The sequence below is a fragment of the Sphingobacterium alkalisoli genome, assembly GCF_005049105.1.
GTDB classification, from domain to species: Bacteria; Bacteroidota; Bacteroidia; order Sphingobacteriales; family Sphingobacteriaceae; genus Sphingobacterium; species Sphingobacterium alkalisoli.
On the sequence record NZ_SUKA01000005.1, the window covers coordinates 271,033 to 295,111 of the forward strand.

The 24,079-nt window shown below is 43.7% G+C and carries 16 protein-coding genes; 12 read left to right on the forward strand and 4 right to left on the reverse strand.

The annotated features are described in order from the left end of the window. Window positions 1-121: 121 nt before the first annotated feature. Window positions 122-853 (reverse strand): HmuY family protein, encoded by a 732-nt coding sequence (locus tag FAZ19_RS16885; RefSeq protein WP_229707621.1) that lies wholly within the window; start codon window positions 851-853, stop codon window positions 122-124. Between the two features lie 54 nt (window positions 854-907). Next, a complete protein-coding gene (locus tag FAZ19_RS16890) occupies window positions 908-3,286 on the reverse strand; it encodes a TonB-dependent receptor (protein ID WP_229707620.1) in 2,379 nt (792 codons plus the stop codon). A gap of 253 nt (window positions 3,287-3,539) precedes the next feature. Here FAZ19_RS16890 and FAZ19_RS16895 point away from each other — a divergent pair, with 253 nt between their 5' ends. The 5 genes from FAZ19_RS16895 (at window position 3,540) to FAZ19_RS16915 (ending at window position 8,599) form a co-directional block, all read left to right on the forward strand. Then, window positions 3,540-4,400 (forward strand): heme/hemin ABC transporter substrate-binding protein, encoded by an 861-nt coding sequence (locus tag FAZ19_RS16895; RefSeq protein ID WP_136821925.1) that lies wholly within the window; start codon window positions 3,540-3,542, stop codon window positions 4,398-4,400. A 68-nt stretch (window positions 4,401-4,468) separates the two neighbouring features. Continuing rightward, a complete protein-coding gene (locus FAZ19_RS16900) occupies window positions 4,469-5,494 on the forward strand; it encodes a FecCD family ABC transporter permease (protein WP_136821926.1) in 1,026 nt (341 codons plus the stop codon). Between the two features lie 7 nt (window positions 5,495-5,501). Further along, the gene (locus tag FAZ19_RS16905; protein ID WP_136821927.1) at window positions 5,502-7,247 is read left to right on the forward strand and encodes a heme ABC transporter ATP-binding protein; all 1,746 of its coding nucleotides are present in this window, start codon (window positions 5,502-5,504) and stop codon (window positions 7,245-7,247) included. A 15-nt stretch (window positions 7,248-7,262) separates the two neighbouring features. Beyond that, window positions 7,263-7,541: a transcriptional repressor gene (locus FAZ19_RS16910; protein WP_229707619.1), complete on the forward strand. Its 279-nt coding sequence runs from the start codon at window positions 7,263-7,265 to the stop codon at window positions 7,539-7,541. 95 nt (window positions 7,542-7,636) lie between these two features. Further along, on the forward strand, window positions 7,637-8,599 hold the full coding sequence (locus FAZ19_RS16915; protein ID WP_136821929.1) for a helix-turn-helix transcriptional regulator: 963 nt from the start codon (window positions 7,637-7,639) through the stop codon (window positions 8,597-8,599). Between the two features lie 7 nt (window positions 8,600-8,606). Here the strand turns inward: FAZ19_RS16915 and FAZ19_RS16920 are convergent, their stop codons facing one another. Beyond that, complete coding sequence (locus FAZ19_RS16920; RefSeq protein WP_136821930.1) at window positions 8,607-9,413, reverse strand: XRE family transcriptional regulator; 807 nt, start codon at window positions 9,411-9,413, stop codon at window positions 8,607-8,609. A gap of 54 nt (window positions 9,414-9,467) precedes the next feature. Here FAZ19_RS16920 and FAZ19_RS16925 point away from each other — a divergent pair, with 54 nt between their 5' ends. Genes FAZ19_RS16925 through FAZ19_RS16935 form a run of 3 tightly spaced genes read left to right on the forward strand, consistent with a single transcriptional unit; the run spans window position 9,468 to window position 14,907 of the window. Beyond that, complete coding sequence (locus FAZ19_RS16925) at window positions 9,468-10,268, forward strand: ImuA family protein (protein ID WP_136821931.1); 801 nt, start codon at window positions 9,468-9,470, stop codon at window positions 10,266-10,268. Next, window positions 10,262-11,764: a Y-family DNA polymerase gene (locus FAZ19_RS16930; RefSeq protein ID WP_136821932.1), complete on the forward strand. Its 1,503-nt coding sequence runs from the start codon at window positions 10,262-10,264 to the stop codon at window positions 11,762-11,764. The genes FAZ19_RS16925 and FAZ19_RS16930 overlap by 7 nt, the downstream gene beginning before the upstream one ends. Before the next feature lie 5 nt (window positions 11,765-11,769). After that, window positions 11,770-14,907, forward strand: a complete 3,138-nt coding sequence (locus tag FAZ19_RS16935) for an error-prone DNA polymerase (protein ID WP_136821933.1) — start codon at window positions 11,770-11,772, stop codon at window positions 14,905-14,907. Here the strand turns inward: FAZ19_RS16935 and FAZ19_RS16940 are convergent, their stop codons facing one another. After that, entirely contained in the window at window positions 14,908-16,011 is a 1,104-nt protein-coding gene (locus FAZ19_RS16940) for an NYN domain-containing protein (RefSeq protein WP_136821934.1), read from the reverse strand. A 400-nt stretch (window positions 16,012-16,411) separates the two neighbouring features. On the opposite strand from FAZ19_RS16940, the gene FAZ19_RS16945 reads away from it, so the two are divergent. From FAZ19_RS16945 to FAZ19_RS16960, 4 genes are read left to right on the forward strand one after another with little or no spacing between them, the layout of a single operon-like run. Next, entirely contained in the window at window positions 16,412-19,648 is a 3,237-nt protein-coding gene (locus tag FAZ19_RS16945; RefSeq protein WP_136821935.1) for a SusC/RagA family TonB-linked outer membrane protein, read from the forward strand. A 12-nt stretch (window positions 19,649-19,660) separates the two neighbouring features. Next, window positions 19,661-21,559: a RagB/SusD family nutrient uptake outer membrane protein gene (locus FAZ19_RS16950; RefSeq protein WP_136821936.1), complete on the forward strand. Its 1,899-nt coding sequence runs from the start codon at window positions 19,661-19,663 to the stop codon at window positions 21,557-21,559. A 21-nt stretch (window positions 21,560-21,580) separates the two neighbouring features. Then, window positions 21,581-22,810 (forward strand): DUF4959 domain-containing protein, encoded by a 1,230-nt coding sequence (locus FAZ19_RS16955; RefSeq protein WP_136821937.1) that lies wholly within the window; start codon window positions 21,581-21,583, stop codon window positions 22,808-22,810. Between the two features lie 29 nt (window positions 22,811-22,839). Continuing rightward, a complete protein-coding gene (locus tag FAZ19_RS16960) occupies window positions 22,840-24,078 on the forward strand; it encodes a DUF5000 domain-containing lipoprotein (RefSeq protein WP_136821938.1) in 1,239 nt (412 codons plus the stop codon). Window position 24,079: the final 1 nt, after the last annotated feature.

Consider the following 24,079-nt stretch of genomic DNA (forward strand, 5'->3'; position numbering starts at 1 on the left):
TTTATTTAAAATCATTCTAAATAATAGCAAATATAATAGCTTTACTTAAGAGGTAATGTATGAAAAGTGATATTTCGTTTATGAAATTCGGTATTTGTGGAAGCTGAAAGTAAGTGTTAATTTACAGATTCTTGCTGCCATCCTGTTGTACGTAATACCGGAAAGTATAGTAGGGGGCAGGCCAATTCATATTGGTGACCGCTGGTGGATTACCCTTATAGGCGTTGATAAGTTGTAATTTAGCATATTTTCCGTCGGGTAATCGGATAGCATAGGTTCTATCTGGCAAGGCCTGCATAATGTGGGTACTTAAGCTATACCGAAACCAGCCATAGGACGATTCAGAAGACGCCCAGCCGATTTTGGTAACCTCGCTTTGATCAAATTCTTCGTCGCTAGGCGCTGCGATCACGCTTTGATAAGATTGTTTCAATAGTAACACAGCGCTATGACTTGCTGGACCTTCATATCCAGGATTGAATTCGTCGTTGGCATTATTGACATATACCTCCGAGTTGTAAGGTCCCGTAAAAGCTAAATCCCAATCGTTGGTTTTAAGCCATTGCAAGGAATCTTGTTTTGTTTTGATCCAAACTTGTTTTTGATCACGAAAACGGAAGAGAAAGGTATAAAAGGGTCGGTTTTCCTTTCCTTCTACTCCCTCAGCCATAGAGGCCTCTATATCGCCTGCCAAATCGTAGATAACAGTGCTTTTTCCATCTTCCAACGCTGGACGCGGATCCTCATCTTTGTCGCAAGAAGAAAGCGAAAGGATAAACAGTAATCCGAAGAATACCTTGCCTAGCAAGAAGATACTCCGGCATTCATTTAATATTATTTGTAGTGTTTTCATTGCTCTTTACTCTTTTATCTTAATCTAACCCCTAAATCCTCAGGTATCTCACATCTACTCCTTCATCCACCGATAACTTAATCCACCCAGAATAATCCTTCCGGGCTGGCCGAGCATATTACGGTGTGTGAAGTTGAGCAGATTATCTGCTATTAAGCGCAAGGTTAACTTTCTGTTCCATAGGTTTTTTTCGATTGTTAAATTAAGCAATACATGATCCGGTACAAATTCATCATACTCATCGATAAATTGATTGGAAGTGGTCTCCTGAAAAGGATATTTACCGCGGATATTTGCCCGTAGATTAAAGTTTATCTCCCACGGACGGTACTCGTATAATGCTTTCAGATTGAGCATATGGCGCGAGCGATCTTCGATACCCCAATAATCGGCAACGGTTGGTTCCCGTGATTCGCCAGTAACGGGGTTGTTTATCGTCTGGTTATAAGGCCATCCACCGGCACGTATGCTGTCCAGTACGCTGAGATCTTTTGCGATAAGGTATTGGTAGCCTGCGGAAAGTTGTAGGTTTACAGTAGCCTGGTAAGTAGTGGAAACTTCAAAACCCTTATTTACCGCTTTAGGTAGATTTCTGTAGCTGTAAACTGTTGAAAACGATGTGGTTCCTCCGACGATAATCGTATTGATCTGATTATTTATGCGGTGGTAGAAGGCAGAAACTTCACTCTGCCATTTCGAATTCGGATTCCATACCAATCCCACATTGTTGGATAAACTTTTTTCCGCTTGTAGATTTCCGGATACAAGATTGAGCATATAGGAGTTTTTAAAACTTAATTCACCACTGTTTTCCATGGCCTGAATCACATCGGCAATACGGTCACTTCCAACAACGAGATAGTTGGCTGCAGGATTATAAAATACCTGATAGCGCATTTTATAATCTGGAGCTTTAAATCCGGCACCTACACCCGCCTTCGCCAATAGTGTCGGACTGATGTGGTACTGTAATCCGAAACTCGGACTTAGACGGCCATCATATACATTGGTATAATCGTAACGTAGGCCTAGTGTGGTCAGTATGCCATCTATGGGTTTCCATTCGGTTTGGAGAAATGCAAAAGCCGTATTGAGCGATCTCTCTTCGTCAAGATCTTGATTATCCATGATTTCTATACTACCACCTAAACCTCCGGTAAACTTAACGGTCCGAATAGGGCTATAGGCAAATTGCTGCTCCACTCGGTGTACCTGCTGGCCAAATTCTTCTGCATCGGCTAGTATACCCTGACGAAGCCACTGTGCCTGCATAGCGGTATGAAAGCGCGTAAAATAATAACGTGTCATGCTCCGAAGGCCTGAATGGAAAGTATGGTCATAGCTGGCAGATAGGTTGACATCTTGATCTGTTTGTGTGTCTTCAATCGTTATATCATCCGACCACCCATTAATCATCTTGGAATTCCGTGCCGCATAGCGCCCCGTAAAACCTACAGTTCCGTTTTTGGTGATGCGGTAGCGTGTACGCCCCTGAAAACTGTAGTTCGTATAGGGTGGAAAGGTAGTGCTTTCTTCGGTGAGGTACCTGCTGTCGGTATTAAAGCCGTCGGTTCGGTAATAATTGCCCGAAAAAACCACGGAACCCCGCTGGTTGGCAAAGGGCGTTTCAGCCTCTAATGTGGCATCTATTGTATTGAGCGTACCGTATAAAAAGGAGGCATGCGCCTGTGGTGCTACGGCTCCATGCCGGGTGATAATGTTGATGGCGCCACCTAAGGCATCGCTGCCGTATAGGCAAGAGCTCGCGCCTTTTATAATCTCAATACGTTCGATATTGGTAACCGAGATGCGCGAAAGATCAAAGTTGCCGCTATTCCTACCGAGCATGGGCTGCCCATCGATCAAAACCATCACGTAGTTGCTGCTGAAACCCTGAATTTGAACACCTACCGCCCGTGAACCTCCGGCAATGTCGTTGACCACCGCAATACCGGTCTGCTCTTTCATCACTTCATCAAGCCTGCGGCTACCCATAAGTTCGATTTCCCGGCGGGTAATAATCTTGACCGGCATAGCCGAATTTTCGGCTTTGATGAGATTGTCGACGCTTCGTCGGCGCTCCTGAACGGATACTTCGGTGATACTAGCTTCACTTGGACGCATGGTCAGTTCTACGCTGCTTGATTTTTTCAAGGGCAGATCCTGCTCGATCGGGTAGTAACCAACGCTGCTGACACGTAGTTGATAAGTGCCTTCATATAACTTATCGAAAGAAAACCTACCTTCTTTATCGGTAAGAGTGGTATGTCGGTCGGGAAGGAGTATGATGGTGGCCTGTACGATTGCATTGCCAGATTTGTCGAGCACACGCCCTTTGATCTGATACAATTCTTGCGCATAGGCAAGTAAACTGAAAGAGGATAAACCGGTAATGTACACTGTTAATTTTATGAAAAATATAGCTTGATTCACTATTTTTATTTTTAATCATTCTAAATAATGTTACAAAACAAGGGAATGTTTCTGATATTATATCTATGAAATCTGATAAATCTTATCTGAAAATTGATATTTATTGCAGATAAAGATGGGTTTGATTGTTTAATAAGATCTTGTTTTTTAGTATTTTAACTAAATATTTGATGTGTCTTAATTCGAAGCAGTCTAAATCAAAAAATTTTTATTTAGACTTATTATTGATTGATTTGTACTTTAATATTGCAAAATGAGGATCAAATATTTATTACCGACTTGGATTACTATTCTTTTTGTTGGATGGTTTTTCACGGCTACGGCAGCAGTACCTCAGCGTATTATTACGCTGAGTAGTGCTTTAACAGAGACTGTTTATTCCTTGGGGTTGGGGGCATCCATTGTTGCTGCTGATGTAACAAGTGTATCGCCTGCCGAGGCAGCTCAGCTGCCTCGAGTCAGTAAGAATAGGTCGGTATCAGCCGAGGGACTTATGGCTTATCGGCCCGACCTTATTCTAGCACCTGCAGGCGATATTCCTGCAGGTATTCTGGGGCAGTTAAAATCCGCTGGTATTCGCGTTGTTGAAATTAAGCAGGAATTTTCGGAAAAAGGTGCTATCCGTTACATAGAGTCTGTTGCGCAGGCGTTAAATGTAAACGATAAAGGAAAGCTGCTCACACAGAAGGTGCAACGGGAATTGCGTGCTGTAAAAGATGCTGTTTCGAAAAATGTGAAGGATGAAAAAGCAAAGGTGCTCTTCATTTATGCACGAGGTACTGGTACCATGAGTGTAGCTGGGAAAGGAAGCAGTCTCGATGCAATAATAACCTTGGCAGGAGGGCGCAATGCTGTGCAGGAGTTCGCGGATTTCAAACCCTATACAACAGAGTCCCTGGTCAAAGCTAATCCAGATGTCATCCTGATGTTTGACTTTGGAATGAGCAGCTTGGGGGGAATCGAGGCAATACTTAAAATGCCAGGCATCGGGACGACAGAAGCGGGAAAACACAAGCGTATCATACAGATGAACGGTCCCTTATTGGTTAATTTTAGTACACGTCTTCCTGAAGCGATCATTAAGCTTAATACACTATTGCATGGTAAAAATTAAGAGCTTATCTCCAGATTATCTTGCTTTTGCGTATTCACGAATCTGCAATTTTAAAACAATATAATTAGATGAAGCAACACACGATTATCTGGATACTGAGTATCGGATTACTGCTCACGATGATCATTGCTCTTGGGGTTGGCGCTTTTTCGATTCCGGTGCAGGATGTATTGATACTGCTGATACAGAAGTTTGGACTGATGCACGATGTACAGGTTGATGAAATCTATAATGATGTACTTTACATCGTTCGGTTTCCACGAGTTTTATTGGGTGTGTTGGTCGGTGCCGCTTTGGGAATATCTGGTGCGGCCATACAAGGTATATTCCGTAATCCGTTGGCGGAGCCAGGCTTAATAGGGATATCTGCAGGAGCCTCGCTATTCGCCGTATTGATCATCGCGTTTGAAACTGTCCTCTTTGTGGGTCTTAGTCAATTGCTTGGGTATTATCTATTGGCTTTTGCAGCCTTTGTTGGAGCAGGGCTTACCTCATTTTTGGTGTATCAGCTTTCAAAAAAGCAAGGCATACCGCGGGTAACGACAATGCTGTTAGCAGGTATTGCGATCAACGCTTTTGCCGGTGCATTGACCGGATTAATTACTTACATAGCCGACGAACAGCAGTTACGGACCATTACGTTCTGGATGTTGGGTAGTCTTGGTGGTGCGACCTGGGATAATGTGATCGCAATCTTTCCTTTTATTTTGATCCCATTATTTATTTTACCCTTTTTTAGTAAACCCTTGAATGCGTTTGCACTGGGTGAAACGCAGGCTGATCTTCTGGGTATGCGTACCGACCTCGTAAAACGGTGGGTTGTTGTCTTATCCACAATGGCAGTGGGGGCCTCGGTAGCCGTATCGGGTATTATCGGTTTTGTCGGCCTGCTTGTGCCGCATACGGTTCGTTTACTGGGAGGTGTAGAGCATCGATATGTACTGATTGCTTCGGCTGTTTTCGGTGCTTTAATCCTCACGCTGGCTGATATCATATCCCGAGTACTGGTGGCTCCTATAGAATTGCCGATAGGTGTAGTTACCGCACTACTGGGAACACCGGTTTTCTTGTATATTTTAATGACTGAAGAATAAAATACACATGTTACGTGTCGAAAAAATAACTTACGAGGTAAAGGGCAGAAAATTGCTCAAAGATGTTTCCTTTCAATTGCGGAAAGGAGAGGTACTGGCATTGTTGGGAGCTAATGGCGCTGGGAAATCTTCGCTTATGCGTTTATTATGTGGCGACACCGTACCTACAGAAGGACAGGTAAGCTTAATGGGAAAACCACTTCAGCAATATAGTCCCATGGAATTAGCGAAGAAAAGAGCAATGCTTGCACAGCATAATAATATGAGTATGGCGTTTAAGGTGGGAGAAATTGTGCAAATGGGTCGATACCCACACTACCGCTCTATACCATCGATCCACGACCAAGAAATCGTGGACGAGGTAATGGACGTGTGTGGTGTAAGTCTCTTTACAGATCGCTCTTACCTTAGCCTGTCGGGTGGCGAACAGCAACGGGTACAATTAGCACGTGTGCTGGTACAGATATGGGACAATCCGGATAGTTTGCTCTTATTGGATGAACCTGTATCTGCGCTGGATTTACAGTTTCAGCAACAAGTCCTGGCGTTGACTAAAGCGCTATCTAGAAAAGGTTTTATGGTGGTGGTTGTATTACATGATATCAACCTGGCCGCCCTATACAGTGATCGTATACTGATGCTCAAAAACGGCCGTAAATGGTGTGAAGGCACACCGATTGAAGTCATGGAAAAGCAAAATATTTACACGGTATTTTCTGTTCAGGCAGATGTATCTATCGATACCAAGACTTTACAGCCTATTGTCAAGTTGGAAGAGTTGCTCTTGGATGCGGATCAGTTTAATACAAAACTACCACAAATCCGAAAAAAGGATAAGGTGATCGATGGTTATATAAAGAATTATAAATCAGATCCGTTGTATAGACTGGATGAAGAGTCTATGGAGATGGGGCTATCGGAACTAGGACTGCTTAGATTGGCTTATCCACAGCACGTCAGTCTTCTTATTCCCGACTTCGTTGCATTACTCACCGAATTTGCTAAGCTGGGTACGGTATACTCTATCGCATATAATAAAGCGGGGTATATGGAGATGAAAGGAGTGTATACCCTGCCTATAAGCGATCAGAATCGCCAGGTGTGGATTGTTCAAAATGAGGCATATCGAATGAGCTTGGATATGACAACGTGGAGCGCAGGAGTTGCCGTATTCAATGAATGGGGACAGAGTTTCCAGTTTTTCGATCACAAAGGTTTACTTCTCCACAAGGTGGTTTTGATAGAAGGAACCAGCAACAAAGAAGAATATGATGGGTTGCTGGCCCGCTATAAATCCCCCGATCAAGACGCCCTTCAAAAAGATGCAGCTACACTTTTGCCGACTTCTCCATCTATTGTTCCGCTATGTATGGGTAGGTCGATTGCACTGCCCTTGTGGAAAAGTATAGTAGCTCAATCTTTTGCGCAGAAAACAAGAGCATCTTGTTCGTTAATAAATGCAGAAGGGATATATACGTACGAAGGCCAGATTATGAGTTTGGTCGATCAGGGAGAACGCTACCAGATTATCTATCCCGATTGTACCATTACATTGGATAAGTTACAGGGGCTAAGAATTGTGTTGGAAATAAATGAAAAGGATACAGATGGAGCAACATTTAGCTTATGTGATGAAAATAATAGGGTTGCGATGCAATTTCAAATAGAGAGGGGATTACTTTCTCATCCCAGTTGCAGTAATTTTGTATTAGAATCGCAGACTGAACAACTAAAAAAATCCATTCAAATCTGATGCATTATGGAACATATGCGAATAGCTTTACAGGAAGATATACATCGTTTATTGCAGGATTATTGTATTGAGCAGCAATTACAGTACTCCAGAAAACGACACATCATTCTTGATCAGATACTACTACAAAAAGATTGGATAGACGCCGTAGACCTTTGGATTAGTATGAAAAGAACAGTGAGTGTGAGCTGTATTTACCAGACATTGCGACTGTTCGTAAGTGCTGGTATTGTTGAAAAGAAAATGAAAGAAGACCGTACGAAACTTTTTCGGATCGCAATTAAGCCAGATTGAAAGGTGTCCTATTATTTAGAAAGATTTTAAATAACTGCACTTTCTGGCAAAAAATACCGTATCTTTAACCTGAAAATAATGGAATATCCTGCTATATGTTGATCAAGAGTAAAATTGAAGAGTTAGACGAATGGCTTTTTATCGAAGAGATACCGGATCGTTACATGCCCGATAAGCCGCTGATCGAAAAAAGAATAGAGATTAAGCGCGATCCTCTTACCATGACGAATTATCAGCTGTCTACCAGCGGGCTTTTTATTCTCTATACGGAGATGAGTTTTGATAAGCCTGTACATATTTATACTGAAGTGGAAGGTGAGGCCATTACCAGTCAGTTTATCTTTTACAAGACAACGGGCAGTAAACTACCTTATGGAATGAGCCGTCATAATATCCGCTATATTCCTACCGTAAAATCTAGCCACGAGATGAAAACCGGTGTGCAATACAGTTATTTCATCGCAGTGATTTCTAAAGAATATTACCTAAACCTCATCAAGCGGGATTCTCTCTTGCACCGTGATTTTGTGAAAAATATTGAAAAAGGCTATTATACGTCTTATGCCGAAGAGGATCTTATGGCTACGTATGAAATGCAACATACCATCCATGAACTAATTGAGTCTAAAAAGTCAGGGGAGATCCGACGACTGCATACGGAGTCACGTATTGTCGAGCTGCTCATGTATCAATTTGAACAATATAATGAGCAAGGGACACCAGCAGCGGAGGTATTTAATTCCGAAGATATACAGCGACTCGAAATGGCGAGACAGATTCTGGAACAACGTATTGCTAATCCACCAACACAAAAGGAATTGGCTTCTGTCGTTATGATGAGTGAAAGTAAACTACGTAAGGATTTCAAAGAATACTTCTCTGTTACGATACACGATTACCTAACGCGGATCAGAATGGAAAAAGCACGTATTCTGCTCCTTACCAAACAAAATACGGTTTATGAAGTCTCTCTTCTTACTGGATTTGGCCATCAGAATAATTTCAGTAGCGCCTTTAAGAAGTATTACGGGATATCCCCCGGTGAATTGAAAATGTAAAAGAGGGCTAGACCATTGACGATTTGCTGATATGTTTTTGCATATCGATTAACAGTTGTTTTATTTCCAGTAAATCGGTTTCTTGTTCAGGGACACTATCGGTCTGATGCCGCACATACTGCCACAGCTCCAATACCTCATCTACGGGCACTATAAAAGGGGGGTAGTTGCTGTTCAATGAGGTGAGCCTTATTTTTCCATCCTCGAGTAGGCTTACCTGTTTAAATACAAAATCCTGTTCCCCTTTTAGAATCACAATACATAGGCTGTTGCTTTTGAGTGTAGTCCAATCCTGCACATAGGAAGCCACAATATCGCTTCCTTCGGGAATGGGGAGCATAGAATCACCTGAAGTAGGAAACATCCTATAGGTCGCTCCTTCGGGGAGATTGGGTAAGGAAAATTTGGGTAATGTTGCCAGGTAATCCGGATCTGTATGTCCTGCAGCGTACCCTGCTTTGGCTTTAACCGGCACGTACTCCATATTCTCCTTATTGTCGGAAGTCACGGTGATGGATAATACCCGGAGATTGTTACCGGAGATATATTCTTTGGCACCTGTTTCCATTTTACGCAGGTCGAATTCACTCCAATGGCTCAGGTCTACTTTAAGGAGGCTGTCTAATGGCACTTTAAAAAAATCAGAAATCTTTATGAGGTCTAGAAGTGGTGGATTCTCTGTCTTTCCGTTTTCCAGCGCGGTATACTTACTACGTGTAAAACCAAGCAATTGGGCCTGGTATTCCTGGCTGAATTTTTTCCGATTCCTTAGGAAACGCAGATTCGTGTTGAAAAAAAGTTTTGCATCTTCCATTATGTATTGTTATTATTGATGACGTTGTTTTGTCATTTATAATGACAAATGTAAATGAATTTTTGCTTAGATGCAAATACGCAGGTTTGCGAATATGCAAAAAATGAGGATATGGAAGGTTTATTGGATAAAAAGCATAGAATCGAGGAACTGCGCAGGATGATTGTTGCAGCAGAGGGATTCGTTGTGCCAAGTGACCTCAATAATCCACTTTCCGATCTTGGTCTAATGGATAAATCCTTTCCTACAGGAATATTTCCGATAGGTGCAATCCATGAATTTGTTAGCAGTGATGCAGCCGCGGCGGCATCGTCCAGCGGATTTATTTCTTGCCTGATGGGGATGCTGATGAAACAAAAAGGACTTTGTGTATGGGTAAGTATAGGCAACAAGCTGTATCCGCCATCGCTTACAGGTTTTGGTATAGATCCAGATCGGGTGATATTCATCCAGGTGTCGCGGGAGAAGGATGCGCTATGGGCAATCGAAGAAGCATTAAAATGTCCGTCTTTAGCGGGAGTAGTGGGCGAAATCCGGGATATGGACCTGACAGCTTCCCGAAGGCTACAGCTTGCGGTAGAGCAGAGCCGGGTCACGGGTTTTCTACATCGGTATCGCCCCAGACGGATTGAAAATGTGGCCTGCGTGTCACGTTGGTATATTCGACCGCTCCCGAGCAGTTCAGATCCCGGGCTACCCGGCATCGGCCGGCCAGCATGGCAAGTGGAACTGCAAAAGATCCGGAATGGTAAACCGGGAACGTGGCAGATTTGTTGGGCTGCAGGACAATTCCATTATCTAGATGCACAAGTAGTAACTAAGGGAGATGTTTATGCACAGACAGGAACATGGTAAAGAGATATGTCGCAATTTGGTTTCCGTATTTGCTCACGGATAGGCTGGCAATTCGTCAGCCTGAGTTGCGGGGCGAACCTTTTGTGCTGACCATGGCCGAAAAAGGTCGAATGCTGATTCGCGCCGTAAGCCCGGAAGCGGAGGCGGAAGGAATTAAGGAGAACATGGTGCTGGCTGATGCCAAAGCACTCTTTCCTAATCTCTTGGTGTTTGATTTTGATGCCGCTATGTCCGAAAAATTGCTCCGCCGTTTGGGAGAATGGTGTCTCCGCTATACACCCCTAGTAAGTGTGGATGTACCAGATGGGTTACTGTTGGATGTAAGTGGCTGTACACACCTTTGGAAAGGAGAGGGGTATTATCTAAAAGAAATTACAACAAAGATGAAAGCGGGCGGATATCATGTACGTGCTGCGATGGCAGACACCCCTGGGATAGCATGGGCTGTTTCGCGCTATGGAAAAGAGGGACAGATTATTGCGGAGGGTGAGTTGCTGATGGCTTTATTGCCCCTGCCACCGGCAGCACTACGATTGGATGATGCTGTTACCCAACGGATGTACAAGCTGGGGATGAGAAAGGTTCGCGATTTCATACACCTACCTGCGACTACCTTACGTCGTCGTTTCGGGCAACAGTTGCTTGATCGTATAGGGCAGGCATTGGGTACAAGTCCGGAATACCTGGAACCGGTATGTCCAGTAGTCGTGTATCAGGAACGACTTCCCTGCATGGAACCGGTGCGCACCCGAAAAGCAATAGAGCTTGCTTTGGATAATCTGTTGGAGACGTTAACCGCTCGGCTGTTTAAAGAAGGTCAAGGATTGCGAAAAGCGGTCTTCAAATCATTCCGTATGGATGGTAAGGTTCAAGAAATTGCCATTGGAACCAATCGGCCTTCGCGCGACAGGCAGCATCTATTTCGGTTATTCAACGAGAAAATCGCTCATATAGCACCGGGATTAGGGATTGAACTTTTTGTCTTAGAAGCACCGGTTGTGGAGGAACTGCATATGGAGCAGGAAAGACTGTGGAATAAGGACAACGCCTTTGATCGTGTAGAAATTGGCCATCTGCTGGATCGGATAGCTGGCCGCGTGGGAGAGGAATCGATCCGACGTTATCTGCCCGATGAGCACCACTGGCCCGAGCGGGGCGTGAAACGGGCTGCATCGCTAGAAGAACAACCTTCCATTTCTTGGCCTACCGAACGTCCACGACCTACGCAATTGCTTACCATACCTCAGCCGATAGAAGTAACGGTGCCTATTCCGGATTATCCTCCGATGCTGTTCCGGTATAAAGGAGAGACGCATATGATCAAAAAGGCAGATGGCCCCGAACGGATTGAGCGGGAATGGTGGATGGACCAGGGCGAACATCGCGATTATTATTATGTAGAGGATGAGAAAGGGCGACGGTATTGGTTATTCCGCTTAGGGCATTATAGCGATGACCGTTCTCATCAATGGTATTTACATGGATATTTTGCGTGATGACTATGGGGTATGTAGAGTTACAGGTAACCACCAATTTCAGTTTTCTTCGTGGTGCTTCCCATCCGGAGGAATTGGTGGAACAGGCTGCACAGCTCGGATATAAAGCATTGGCAGTGACCGACCGGAATAGTATGGCGGGGATCGTGCGGGCTCATGTCGCTACACGTAAGCAGGAGATACGTCTTATTCCGGCTTGTCGGCTTGATTTGTTGGATGGACCTAGTTTATTGGCTTACCCCACAGATCTAGCGGCATATGGACGGCTTTCAACCTTGCTCACTACTGGTAATCTGCGTGCTGAGAAGGGAAAATGTTACCTCTATAAGGCCGATGTATATGCCCATAGTCAAGGTATCAAATTCATCGCGCTGCCACCTGATCAGCTTACTCCCTCATTTGAACTTGAGCCCGAATTTGTCCAGCATATGGAAGAATACCGGGGTGCGCTTCAGCATCAGTACTATCTGGGTGCGTCACGTACTTACCGCGGAGATGATGCCAAAAAACTGTTTCGGATCAATCAACTGGGGCAACGGCTTCACACCCCCATGGTGGCATTGGGGGATATACATTATCATGAACCATCGCGCCGCGAATTGCAGGATATCCTGACCTGCATACGGGAAAAATGTACGATTCATCATGCCGGGTTTCGTTTGCATCCCAATGCCGAACGTTACCTGAAACCCAAGGAAGAAATGGAGCGTCTGTTTCGGGCTTATCCCGATGCTATCGCGCGTACCACAGAAATAGCAGATGCCTGTAGTTTTTCGCTGGATCAACTGAAGTATGTGTATCCCGAAGAATTGACGACAGATGGACGTACACCACAAGAAGAACTGAATCAATTGACTTGGGAAGGGGCTGCTACTCGATTTGGAGGTGATATTCCTTCGAGGATAAAAGAAACCATTGAGATGGAGCTTGATTTTATTGCACGAAAGAACTATGCTTCTTATTTCCTAACGGTATATGATTATGTACGATTTGCCCGCGAACGCGGTATCCTCTGTCAGGGACGTGGTTCGGCAGCCAATTCTACGATCTGTTACTGTTTGGGGATCACCTCAGTCAATCCTATAAAAATCAATCTGCTATTTGCCCGTTTCATGTCGGATGCCAGAGATGAACCACCGGATATCGACGTGGATTTTGAACACGAGCGACGGGAAGAGGTGATCCAGTACATCTATGAAAAATATGGACGTGACCGCGCAGCAATTGTGGCGACCGTAACCCAAGAGCGTTCCAAAGGAGCGATACGTGATGTGGGTAAAGCGATGGGGCTATCTATGGACGCGCTTGGCCGCCTTTCCAATGCCATAGGCTCCCATTGGGATACAACACTCGAGATGGAGCACTTTGTCGAGCAGGGATTCAACCCGGCCGATCCCCATTTTCGTAAAATACTGGAGCTATCGGAACAACTTATGGGCTTTCCCAGGCAGCTGGGACAACATACGGGCGGATTTGTCATTACGCAGGGAAAGTTGCACGAACTCTGTCCGATTATCCCGGCCCGTATGGAAGGACGTACGAATCTGGAATGGAACAAAGATGACCTGGAGGCATTGGGTTTTCTGAAAGTGGATGTATTAGGGTTAGGTATGCTGACCTGTATCCGTAAGGCTTTTGATCTGGCCAAACAGCATTATGGAGAAAATTTTACCCTGGCCAATATCCCGCAGGATGACACTAAGGTATACGACATGATTAGCCATGCAGACACACTGGGGGTATTCCAGATCGAGAGTCGTGCGCAGATGTCTATGTTGCCACGCCTGCGGCCTAAAGAGTTTTACGATTTGGTTATCGAGGTGGCTATTGTACGGCCGGGACCCATACAGGGTGATATGGTGCATCCGTACCTGCGTCGGCGTAATAAAGAAGAACTTGTAGATTATCCTTCCGAAGAAATCAAACATATCCTGAAGCGTACGTTAGGTGTGCCGTTGTTTCAGGAGCAGGCCATGGAGATTGCTATCGTGGCTGCGGGATTTACACCGGCAGAGGCAGACGAGCTGCGGCGGAGCATGGCTACCTTCAAGGCCAAAGGGGAGGTGAGCCGTTTTCATCGGAAGATGGTGGATGGGATGGTCGGTAAAGGGTATTCCGAAGATTTTGCCAACCGCGTTTTTCGACAGCTGGAAGGATTTGGTAGTTACGGTTTTCCCGAAAGTCATGCGGCCTCTTTTGCCTTATTGGTATATGTATCCAGTTGGATCAAATACCATTATCCCGATATCTTTGCTGCTTCCCTGTTAAATAGCCAGCCTATGGGTTTCTACCAACCTGCACAGCTGGTAAGCGATGCCCGCAGGCATGGGATTACGGTATTGCCTATAGATGTCAATCACTCCCACTGGGACAATACGTTAGAAGGTAAATTTGGCATAAAGTACCATGCTTTGCGCCTTGGTTTTAGGCAGGTCAAGGGGCTTTCAGAAGAGGATGTGCAATTGTTGATTGCACATCGTGGGGCGGGTTACCGTACGGTGGAAGCTTTAGCTTCTATTGTAGCGATAGCGGCCATGGAAAGACTGGCCGATGCAGATAGCTTTCGTTCATTGGGTTTAGACCGAAGACAGGCCTTATGGGAGGTATCCGCACTAAAGGATAGACCAATAGCGCTTTTTGAGGGACAACCTTCAGAAAGCACGAAAGAAGGACAGATCGTACTACCGCTGATGACAGCCAGTGAGCATGTGGTACAGGATTACGCCACAACGTCGCTCTCGATCAAAGCGCATCCCGTTAGTTTTTTGCGGCAGCAGCTTGATCTTTTACATGTCGTGCCAACAGAAAAATTAAAAGTTGTAAAGAATGGCATGCCTGTAAAAGTCTGTGGAATAATCACGGTACGACAGCGCCCCGGCACAGCCAAAGGGGTATTATTTGTAACGATAGAAGACGAAACAGGATTTGCCAACCTCGTGCTATGGGGTAAGGTGTTTGAGAAATACCGACGTGAAATATTACAGGCCAAACTCTTTATGGTGGATGGCAAGATTCAGGTAGAAGGAGAAGTCATTCATGTAATCGCAACGCGCTGTTACAATATGAACAAATGGTTACACAGCCTGCAGACCCATGAAGAAGAAGCGGATGCTGTATTCTATAAGGGAAGAAATTTCAGATAATTAACTTACCTTTTCTATCTTATAATACCTGTCATCGATCCGTGTAAAGGCAAGTGTAATGCCCTCTGCTAATCCCAATTCATTGGCGGCTTCCTTTCCTAAGCGCAAAACATGTGGACGCTCTCCGCGATGGGAAAAGGTACATTCGAATTCATTTCGGATTAAAACTTTAATTTTTTGGTTACTGCTGGGAAAGAAAGGTTTGACATCTTTTGTGATCCGAATCTGATTTTTTCGTACGTCATCAGCTGTTATCTTATTGCCTGCTGAGGGAATAATACCATGAGGAGCCTTTTGTGTTGGGTTTGTATCGGATAAACGTGTGGATTTATGCGTGATACTTTTGATATAGATGTGTTTTATTTTTGATTTTTCCGTATTCTTTTCCTCAATTTCAAAATCAGATTTTAACGATTTAAACAACTGGGATAATTTCATGAAGCCATAATTACGCGGATCAAAATCAGGTTTTCTTTTTAAGATCAATCCGCCGACTTCGGCGAGAAAGGCCCAACCGCTTTCATCAGCCGTATCGTTGACGGTATCTTTTAAAAGGGATAGCGTCTCTTTATCTATTACGGGCTCAGTCTTCTTGAGTGGAGACTGTTTTTGAATAGTTTCTTTCGTATTGATCGTGTTTTCAAGACGATCCTCCACCTTACTTTTGTCTAATATTTCAACGTAAATAAATTTATCGCATGATGCGATAAAAGGTTTGGGTGTTTTTCTTTCTCCAACACCCAGCACGAGTTTACCGGATTCCCTAAGCCGGGTAGCCAATCTTGTAAAATCACTGTCGCTTGATACAATGCAAAAACCATCAACGCGATCCGAATGCAAGATATCCATTGCATCGATAATTAATGCAGAATCTGTAGAATTCTTTCCTTGTGTATAACTGTATTGTTGAATAGGGGTAATCGCATGTATTAATAGAGACTCCTTCCAACCCACTACGTACGAACTGGTCCAATCGCCGTAAATTCTCTTTATCGTCGGGATACCGTATCTTTTTACTTCGTTGAGAATACCTTCTATTTTAGTATAAGACACATTATCGGCATCAATTAGGATAGCAATATTGAGATCTTTTTGTTCTGCCATGGTTCAATTTTTTAGATAGCGCTATAAATATTTGTCCAAAGTAGCTATTAATTAGCAAAAACTCTATATTTTCCGTTCATTCCTTCTTCTCTACACATCCCCCTATCGAAGCAGGCTAATTCGGATGTCGCTTGAGCTAAGATAATATAATCCATCAAATCGACTAAATTATACATCTATAGGGTTCATTTGTCGACTACCTTTGAGTTAATACTTGTAGCTGGCTACAAGTAATAGTTATAATCAATTGATAAGCCAAAAGGCATTATATTTTTTTCAAAAGACAAAATAGTTTAAAAGGATAGCGTTGGCCGTCATAAATTTAATAACCAATAGAAGTATGAAATATTTATGGGCACATGAATATTCCATATGACCATTAACAGTAAATTATATACATATGAAACCTATTTATTACTATGCAGCTTGTTTCTGTTTTCTTGTTTTACTGCAGCTGCCTGTTTTAACAGTGCGTGCCCAAAACACTAAAGCCATTGTGACCGGCTCTGTTACAGATGCCTTGGGCAGGAAACTCGTAGGGGTCAATGTCAAGCCTAAAGGAAATACTGGTTTAGAAACACGTACAGATGAAAATGGACGATTTGTTTTGGAAGTAGATCAAAATGCTATCCTTGTGTTTTCGTTTGTTGGATTTGTACCCCAAGAGGTAAATCTCGCTGAATCGGGACAGACGCTGACTATCGTAATGACGGAAGCCAGTTCAGACCTGGATGAGGTAGTAGTGACCGCATTTAGTCAAAAACAGCGGAAAGAGGCTGTTGTGGGTTCGGTAACATCTATCGAACCTGGCAAGTTAAAGATTCCGGCCAGTAACCTGACCAACGCGATGGCGGGGCAGATTGCAGGCGTCATTGGTTTTCAGCGTTCGGGGCAGCCAGGACAGGACAATTCGCAGTTTTTTATCCGTGGTGTTACTACTTTTGGATACAGACAGGAACCCCTGATATTAATTGACAACGTGGAGTTATCCACAAATGACTTAGCACGACTGAATGTGGATGATATTGCTAGTTTTGTTATCCTAAAGGATGCGAGTGCTACGGCATTGTACGGAGCTAGGGGAGCAAATGGTGTTATCTTGGTAAGTACTAAAGAAGGAACCGAAGGTAAGGCAAAGATTAGCTTCCGTTCTGAATTTTCATCCTCCGAATCCGCTAAAACCATTGAATTGTCTGATCCGATCGAATATATGCACCTGTATAACGAAGCCTCGTTGACTCGGACACCGGCATTACCGTTGCCGTTCTCGCCATCCAAGATTCGGAACACGCAAGCAACGCTAGACGGCGCAGCGGGAAGTAATCCTTATGTATATCCAGCGGTCGATTGGCTCGATATGTTATTTAAAAAGCGTGCTATCACGCACCGTAATAATTTAAGTTTAAACGGGGGAGGTGCAGTTGCCCGTTATTATATAGCAGGGACATACAATAAAGATAATGGCGTCCTGAAAACGGATATCAGAAATAATAACGAAAATAATGTCAATTTTCAGAATTATCAGTTGCGCTCCAATGTGAATGTAAACATTACGAAAACAACGGAAGTTATCGTACGGCTTTCAGGTAATTTTAATGAATACCGTGGACCTATTACCGTGGATGGTTCTTTTGCGTCGGATTTATACAATGTAGCGGTACATACCAGTCCGGTTTTATTTCCGGCGTATTATGAACCGGATGAGGCCAACCGAAATGCACAGCATATCCTATTTGGGAATAATGGACAGGCCGGAGGTACCAGCAGTAACAGCATTTTGTACAATAATCCTTATGCTCAATTGTTACGAGGTCAAAAAAGCTCTACGGAATCAAGGATGTCTGCACAATTCGAAGTGAATCAGGATTTTAGTTTTATTACAGAGGGACTTAAATTCAAGGCTTTGTTTAATACCAATCGTCGTTCGTATTTTGATTCACAACTGGCATATAGTCCATTTTACTATAATATTAATACTTATGATGAGCTAACGGATCAATACAGTTTATTGTGGTTGAATCCACAGCCAACTGGGTACAATGTAGCTACTGAATACCTAAACTACAGTCGTAGCGAACCGAATGCCAATTCGTTTATCTATCTGCAGACTGCGGCGGATTATAACCGTACATTTGGCCCACATACGTTGAGCTCAACGCTTATTGGGACCATGCAGTCTACCGTATATTCCAGCGCTTCAGATTTACATAATTCTTTGCCATATCGCAATATGGGACTAGCCGGAAGATTGACCTATTCCTTTAAGAACCGCTATTTTACGGAGTTCAATTTTGGCTATAATGGTTCCGAGCGCTTTGCAAAAGAACATCGATATGGTTTTTTTCCGACCATTGGTGCATCTTGGGTAGCATCTAATGAAGATTTTTGGAACAAGGATGGATGGTTTACGAAGCTGAAGATCAGGGGAAGCCACGGTTTGGTCGGGAATGATGCGATCGGTAGTCAGCGTTTCTTTTACTTATCTAATGTCGACCTATCCGGGGGTGGAAACTGGTCACAATTTGGATTTAATAATCAATATGAACGCAAAGGGGTCACTATCCGGAGCTATGCCAACGATAATATTAGTTGGGAAACTTCCCGTCAGAGCAATCTTGCCGCGGAGGCTACCTTATTTGGTAACATGAATATTGTTGCCGAAGTGTATAAAAACCACCGTTATGATATTCTACGGGAGAGGTATATTCCTTCCAGCGAAGGTTTAGAGTCGGCTATAAGTACCAATTTAGGTATTGTTGATTCTAAGGGTATGGACTTGTCAATTGATTACAGTAAAAATTTTAGTAGCGGTTTATGGGCATCATTCCGGGGAAATTTTACCTACGCGACAAATCAATATACCTACGTCGAAGAGCCCAATTATGCTGAACCTTGGCGGCAATTCATAGGACAGCCTATCAGTAGAAACTACGGCTATATTGCAGAACGGTTATTTGTGGACGATGAAGAAGCCAGAAATTCACCTACACAGATTATGAGTGTGCAGGATGGATGGGATAATGTGATACAGGGAATTCTGCCGCAGGGAGGTGATATCAAATACCGTGATATGAATGGTGATGGTCGGGTGGATAATTTGGATATGGTTTTTATGGGCTATCCGACCACACCTGAGGTCGTATATGGCTTCGGATTCTCTACCGGATATAAGGGATTCGATCTATCGGCTTTCTTCCAAGGGCAGACGCGGGTATCTTTCTTTATAGATCCTTGGCGGGTGAGCCCGTTTGTACAGAGCCCTCAGCAATATATTTATGGTAATACGCAGGTTCTAAAAGAATTCGCCGACAGTCACTGGTCGGAAGAGAATCAAGATCTCTATGCGCAATATCCACGCTTGGGTGTTAATGCTGCTCAAATAGCCAATAACTTACAAACCAGTTCCTGGTGGATGCGCGATGGTAGCTTCATACGGTTAAAATCATTGGAAATAGGTTATGCGTTGCCCGTCAATGTAGCACAACGATTAAAAATGACCAATTGCCGGATATATTTCAACGGTCTAAACCTATTAACGTTCAGCTCATTTAAGCTTTGGGATCCAGAGCAGGGAGGAAATGGATTTGCTTATCCGATTCAAAGGGTGTTTAATGTGGGGCTGAATATAAACCTGTAAAATAGAAAAAAGATGAAAAAAATATATTATCATTTAATCAGCCTTATACTGATGAGCTCAATGGCACTGTCATGTAATAAGTATTTGGATATTGTGCCTGATGATGTAGGTACATTGGATTATGCATTCCGGAACAGAAATGAGGCCGAAAATTACTTGTTTGGTTGCTATTCTACCATGCAGCGACAATCAGATGTAATCTACAATCCAGGTTTTACCATTTCTGCTGAAGTTGTTTATCCTGTTCTGGAAACACAGTTCTTTAATTCTACAGGATTTGATTTCATACGCGGTACGCAAAGTAGCAGTAATCCGGTATTGGCAAAATGGGGGGAAATGTATCGAGCTATCAGACGGTGTAACATTATGTTAGAGAACATGGATAAGCCTATCGACTTACGGGATGATGAAAAAAAGAGATGGACAGCGGAAACGAAGTTCTTAAAGGCTTACTATCACTACATACTAATCCGGATATATGGACCTGTGATCCTGATTAAAGATAATAATCCGGTAGATGTAGATGTTGAGCAAACCAAACGCAAACGTGCTACGCTCTACGAATCATTTGACTATGTGATTTCCCTTATGGATGAAGCGATTCCTGATCTACCCCCGATTATTGAAAACCGAGCGCAGGAGTTTGGGCGTATCACCAAATTTATGGCTATGGCCGTAAAGGCAGAAATGTTAGCAACAGCAGCTAGCCCACTGTTTAACGGTAATCCTGATTATGCGGGTTATAAAGATAAAGATGGGAGAGATCTTTTCCCGGCTTCCTATGATGCGCAAAAATGGAATAAAGCTGCGATCGCCTGTAAGGAAGCTATAGATGAATGCGAAGAGCAGGGATTACACCTCTATACGGATGTACCTACCTCCGGGATAGGCAATGACGTGTCCGATGAGTTGAAAAAGGTACTCACCTTGCAGAATATCATCACCCAACGTTGGGAGGAAAACCCAGAACTGGTATGGGCATTGAATCATGGATTTAATTATCAAGGGTATACGATCCCGAAATTGACTACCCTTGCAATAGGCACGTCCAATAGTCACCCCTCGAATTGGGCGGTTCCCATGGCCACGACGGAACTATTCTATACAAACAACGGCGTGCCCATCAATGAAGACCATACTTGGGATTATACCAATAGGTATGCCATAGAAACGGGTGATGAAGCCAATAAGCACTATATTAAACAAGGCTATGAGACGGTAAAGGCACATTTCAACCGGGAGCGTCGTTTTTATGCGGCTATCGGTTTCGACGGTGGCATATGGTTTGGAAATGGACAGACGCAGGAGGCAAATGCCTATCATGTACAAGCCCGGGGTGTAACAGGTATTGCCGGTCCGAAGAGTTTAAATGCGACGAACATTACCGGATATTGGCCAAAAAAATTAACCCATTATATGTCAGTATTCGATGCTCAATTGACCCCTACAAATTTCCAAATTTCGTTGATCCGTCTTGCAGGGCTTTATTTGTTGTATGCTGAAGCGCTGAATGAAGCGGAAAATAGTCCGACCGAAGAGGTGTATACCTATATTGATAAAGTACGTGAACGGGCAGGCCTTGAAGGTGTTCGGGAGGCTTGGTCGGCTTACTCCAGAACTCCGGCAAAGCCGACTACAAAAGATGGTCTTCGGCAGATTATCCGGCAGGAACGCCGCATTGAACTGGCTTTTGAAGGACAGGCGGGCTGGGACTTACGTCGTTGGAAAGAATTGCAGTCTGTACTAGGCAGACCAGTACAGGGATGGAACGTCAACGAAGAAAATGTGGTAAGTTATTACCGTCCGACTACGGTGATTATTCCTGTATTTGGACTGAGAGATTACTTGTGGCCATTGAACAATACGGATGTGGTGGTCAATGAAAATCTAACGCAAAACCCTTATTGGTAGACATTTTATAATACTTGAGCTATGATAAAACGAATAAAAAAAACAGACTGGCTAACCTATGTGATGCCTCTGGTCTTTGTGATCGCGCTACTATCGGTATCGTGTAGCAAAAGCGAATCTCCAGTGGAGGTCGTATCTGATGATATGTCCAAACCCGATGTCGTAACGGATATAAAAGTAGAGAACCTGAATGGAGCGGCGCGCATTACATATAAGTTACCCCAATCGAAGAATTTGCTGTATGTTTTGGCCCAATATCCCATCAACGATAATCGGATTAGAGAGTCCAAAACAAGTTATTATCGGGACACCATTATTGTCGATGGATTTGCGGAAGAGGGTGAATACGAAGTGACTTTATATGCTGTAAGTCGGGCTAACGTAAAATCAGATCCGGTAATGGTGAAGGTACAGCCTCAAAAACCGAATTATATCCTGGTCAATGAAGGATTAGAGATCGCAGCGGATTTTGGTGGAGCCAGTTTTATTGGGGCGAATCCTACGGGGGCACCTATATCAATACACTTGCTTGCGTTTAACCCGGCCAAAAATAAATTTGAAGAGCGGGATCCGATATATGTTAGCGGCAATACGGTTGCTGTATCGCTGCGCGGATTTGAACCTACTGAGCAGGAGTTTGGGGTGTATACATCCGATCGCTTTGGAAATACATCAGAAATAAGGTATAGCAAAGTTGTGCCGCTATTTGAAACCCTATTGGATAAGAGCAAATTCTTCGTGTACCGTTTACCAAGCGATGCGCCGATTGGATTTGGCTGGGAGCTTCGGTACTTTTTTGATGGAAGCTTAAACGGTAACGGATGGCATACAACCACGGCTCCATTAACAGTGGGTACTTTTGGCATAGGACAGACAGCTAAGATCAGTCGCTTTGTGCTATGGAATAGGTTACCGAATATGTTCTCCGACCAAAATGCAAAAGGTATTACCATTTGGGGGTCTAATGTAGATGAACCGCAAGATGCACCGTTGCCACGTAGTTCGGAGCCGGGTACAATAGCCGGAGACTGGGTGAATATGGGAAATTTTACCTATCCAAATCCGCCATCTGGTTTGCCGGGTAACCGCGCGAATGCTTCAGACAATGCATGGGCTAATGAGGGTGTTAATTTTGTTATGCCGAGTGCGGCTCCTCCCGTAAAATATATCCGTTTTGTGGCGACACAAACCTGGGGAGGTCTCAATTATATCAATGCCATGGAGATATCTTTTTATGGCAGCCCCGAATAACGTTTAATGTTAAATTAAAAATATCTACGATGAGACAGAAAGTCATCTTTAATATTATAGGTCTCCTCATGATGGGGAGCATATTCTTGGGATGCGAGAAATATGCGGACGACTATAAAGACTATTTAGATAATAAAGAGGTTGTGTACCCCGGCCTCGTTAGAAATGTACGTTATCAAGCGGGCAATTTGAGAGCGGTATTGATTTGGAATCCAAGTCCCGATCCGAATATCAAGAATTATGTGGTACGCTGGAATAACGGTACAGGCACTGCGACGGTCGAAGCCACTACACATGATCCAGCAGAAGAAATAACGGTCGTTATTCCTGGTCTGAATGAATATGTATATAGCTTTAGCATCACGGCTTACGACGAAGAGGGGAATGCTTCTGTGGGGCAAGACATAAACAACGTGCGCGTATATGGTCCTAGCTACGAGTCAACGCTGTTGAATAGGGGCTATAATACTTCAGATCCCTATCAATTTCTGGCAGACGGAACTCTTCAGTTGAATTTTAACAGAAGAGATACGATGAATGTATCGACAACGATCAGTTATACCAATACTTTGGGGGAACAGGCTACTGCAGAACTTGACGCAGATGTGAATACGATCCTTATTCCGGGTTACCAGCTTGGTACAGCGATCAAGTACCGCTCTTCCTACCAACCGGAACCGGATTCTTACGACGTTTTTCATGTGACGGAGTTTGCCGATTTTCCAACTATTATCAAGATTACAGAACTCGATAAATCGCTCTTTAGGGCGATGTTACTTCCGGGAGACAACGATCAGGAATATAGTTGGGTATTATCCAATTTATGGAACAATCGGTATTATAAAAGTACTAGCGATAACCCCGATGAAGGTTTTCATACCGGCGGAACGGGAATGCCACAGTCTTTTACCTTCGATTTGGGGCGCACAGCGAAATTGGATCATTTCAGGCTATGGCAGCGTGATAATGCATTATATGCGGTGGCTAATTTTAAGGTATTTGAAGTATGGGGCAGTGATACGGCACCCAATATGGACGGCAGCTGGACTGAATGGACAAAATTGGAGACATTTACCTCAGTTAAGCCTTCGGGGCTACCATCTGGGCAGGTAAGTGACGGCGACAGAACGTATGCCCGCGCCGGAGAAAAATTTATGATGCCCGCAAGCGTGCCGGAAATAAGGTATCTCCGATTTAAAGTCTTAGAAACATGGGGTGGTGCCGGTTATTTGCACGCTACAGAACTTACATTTTTTGAAGCTAATTAAT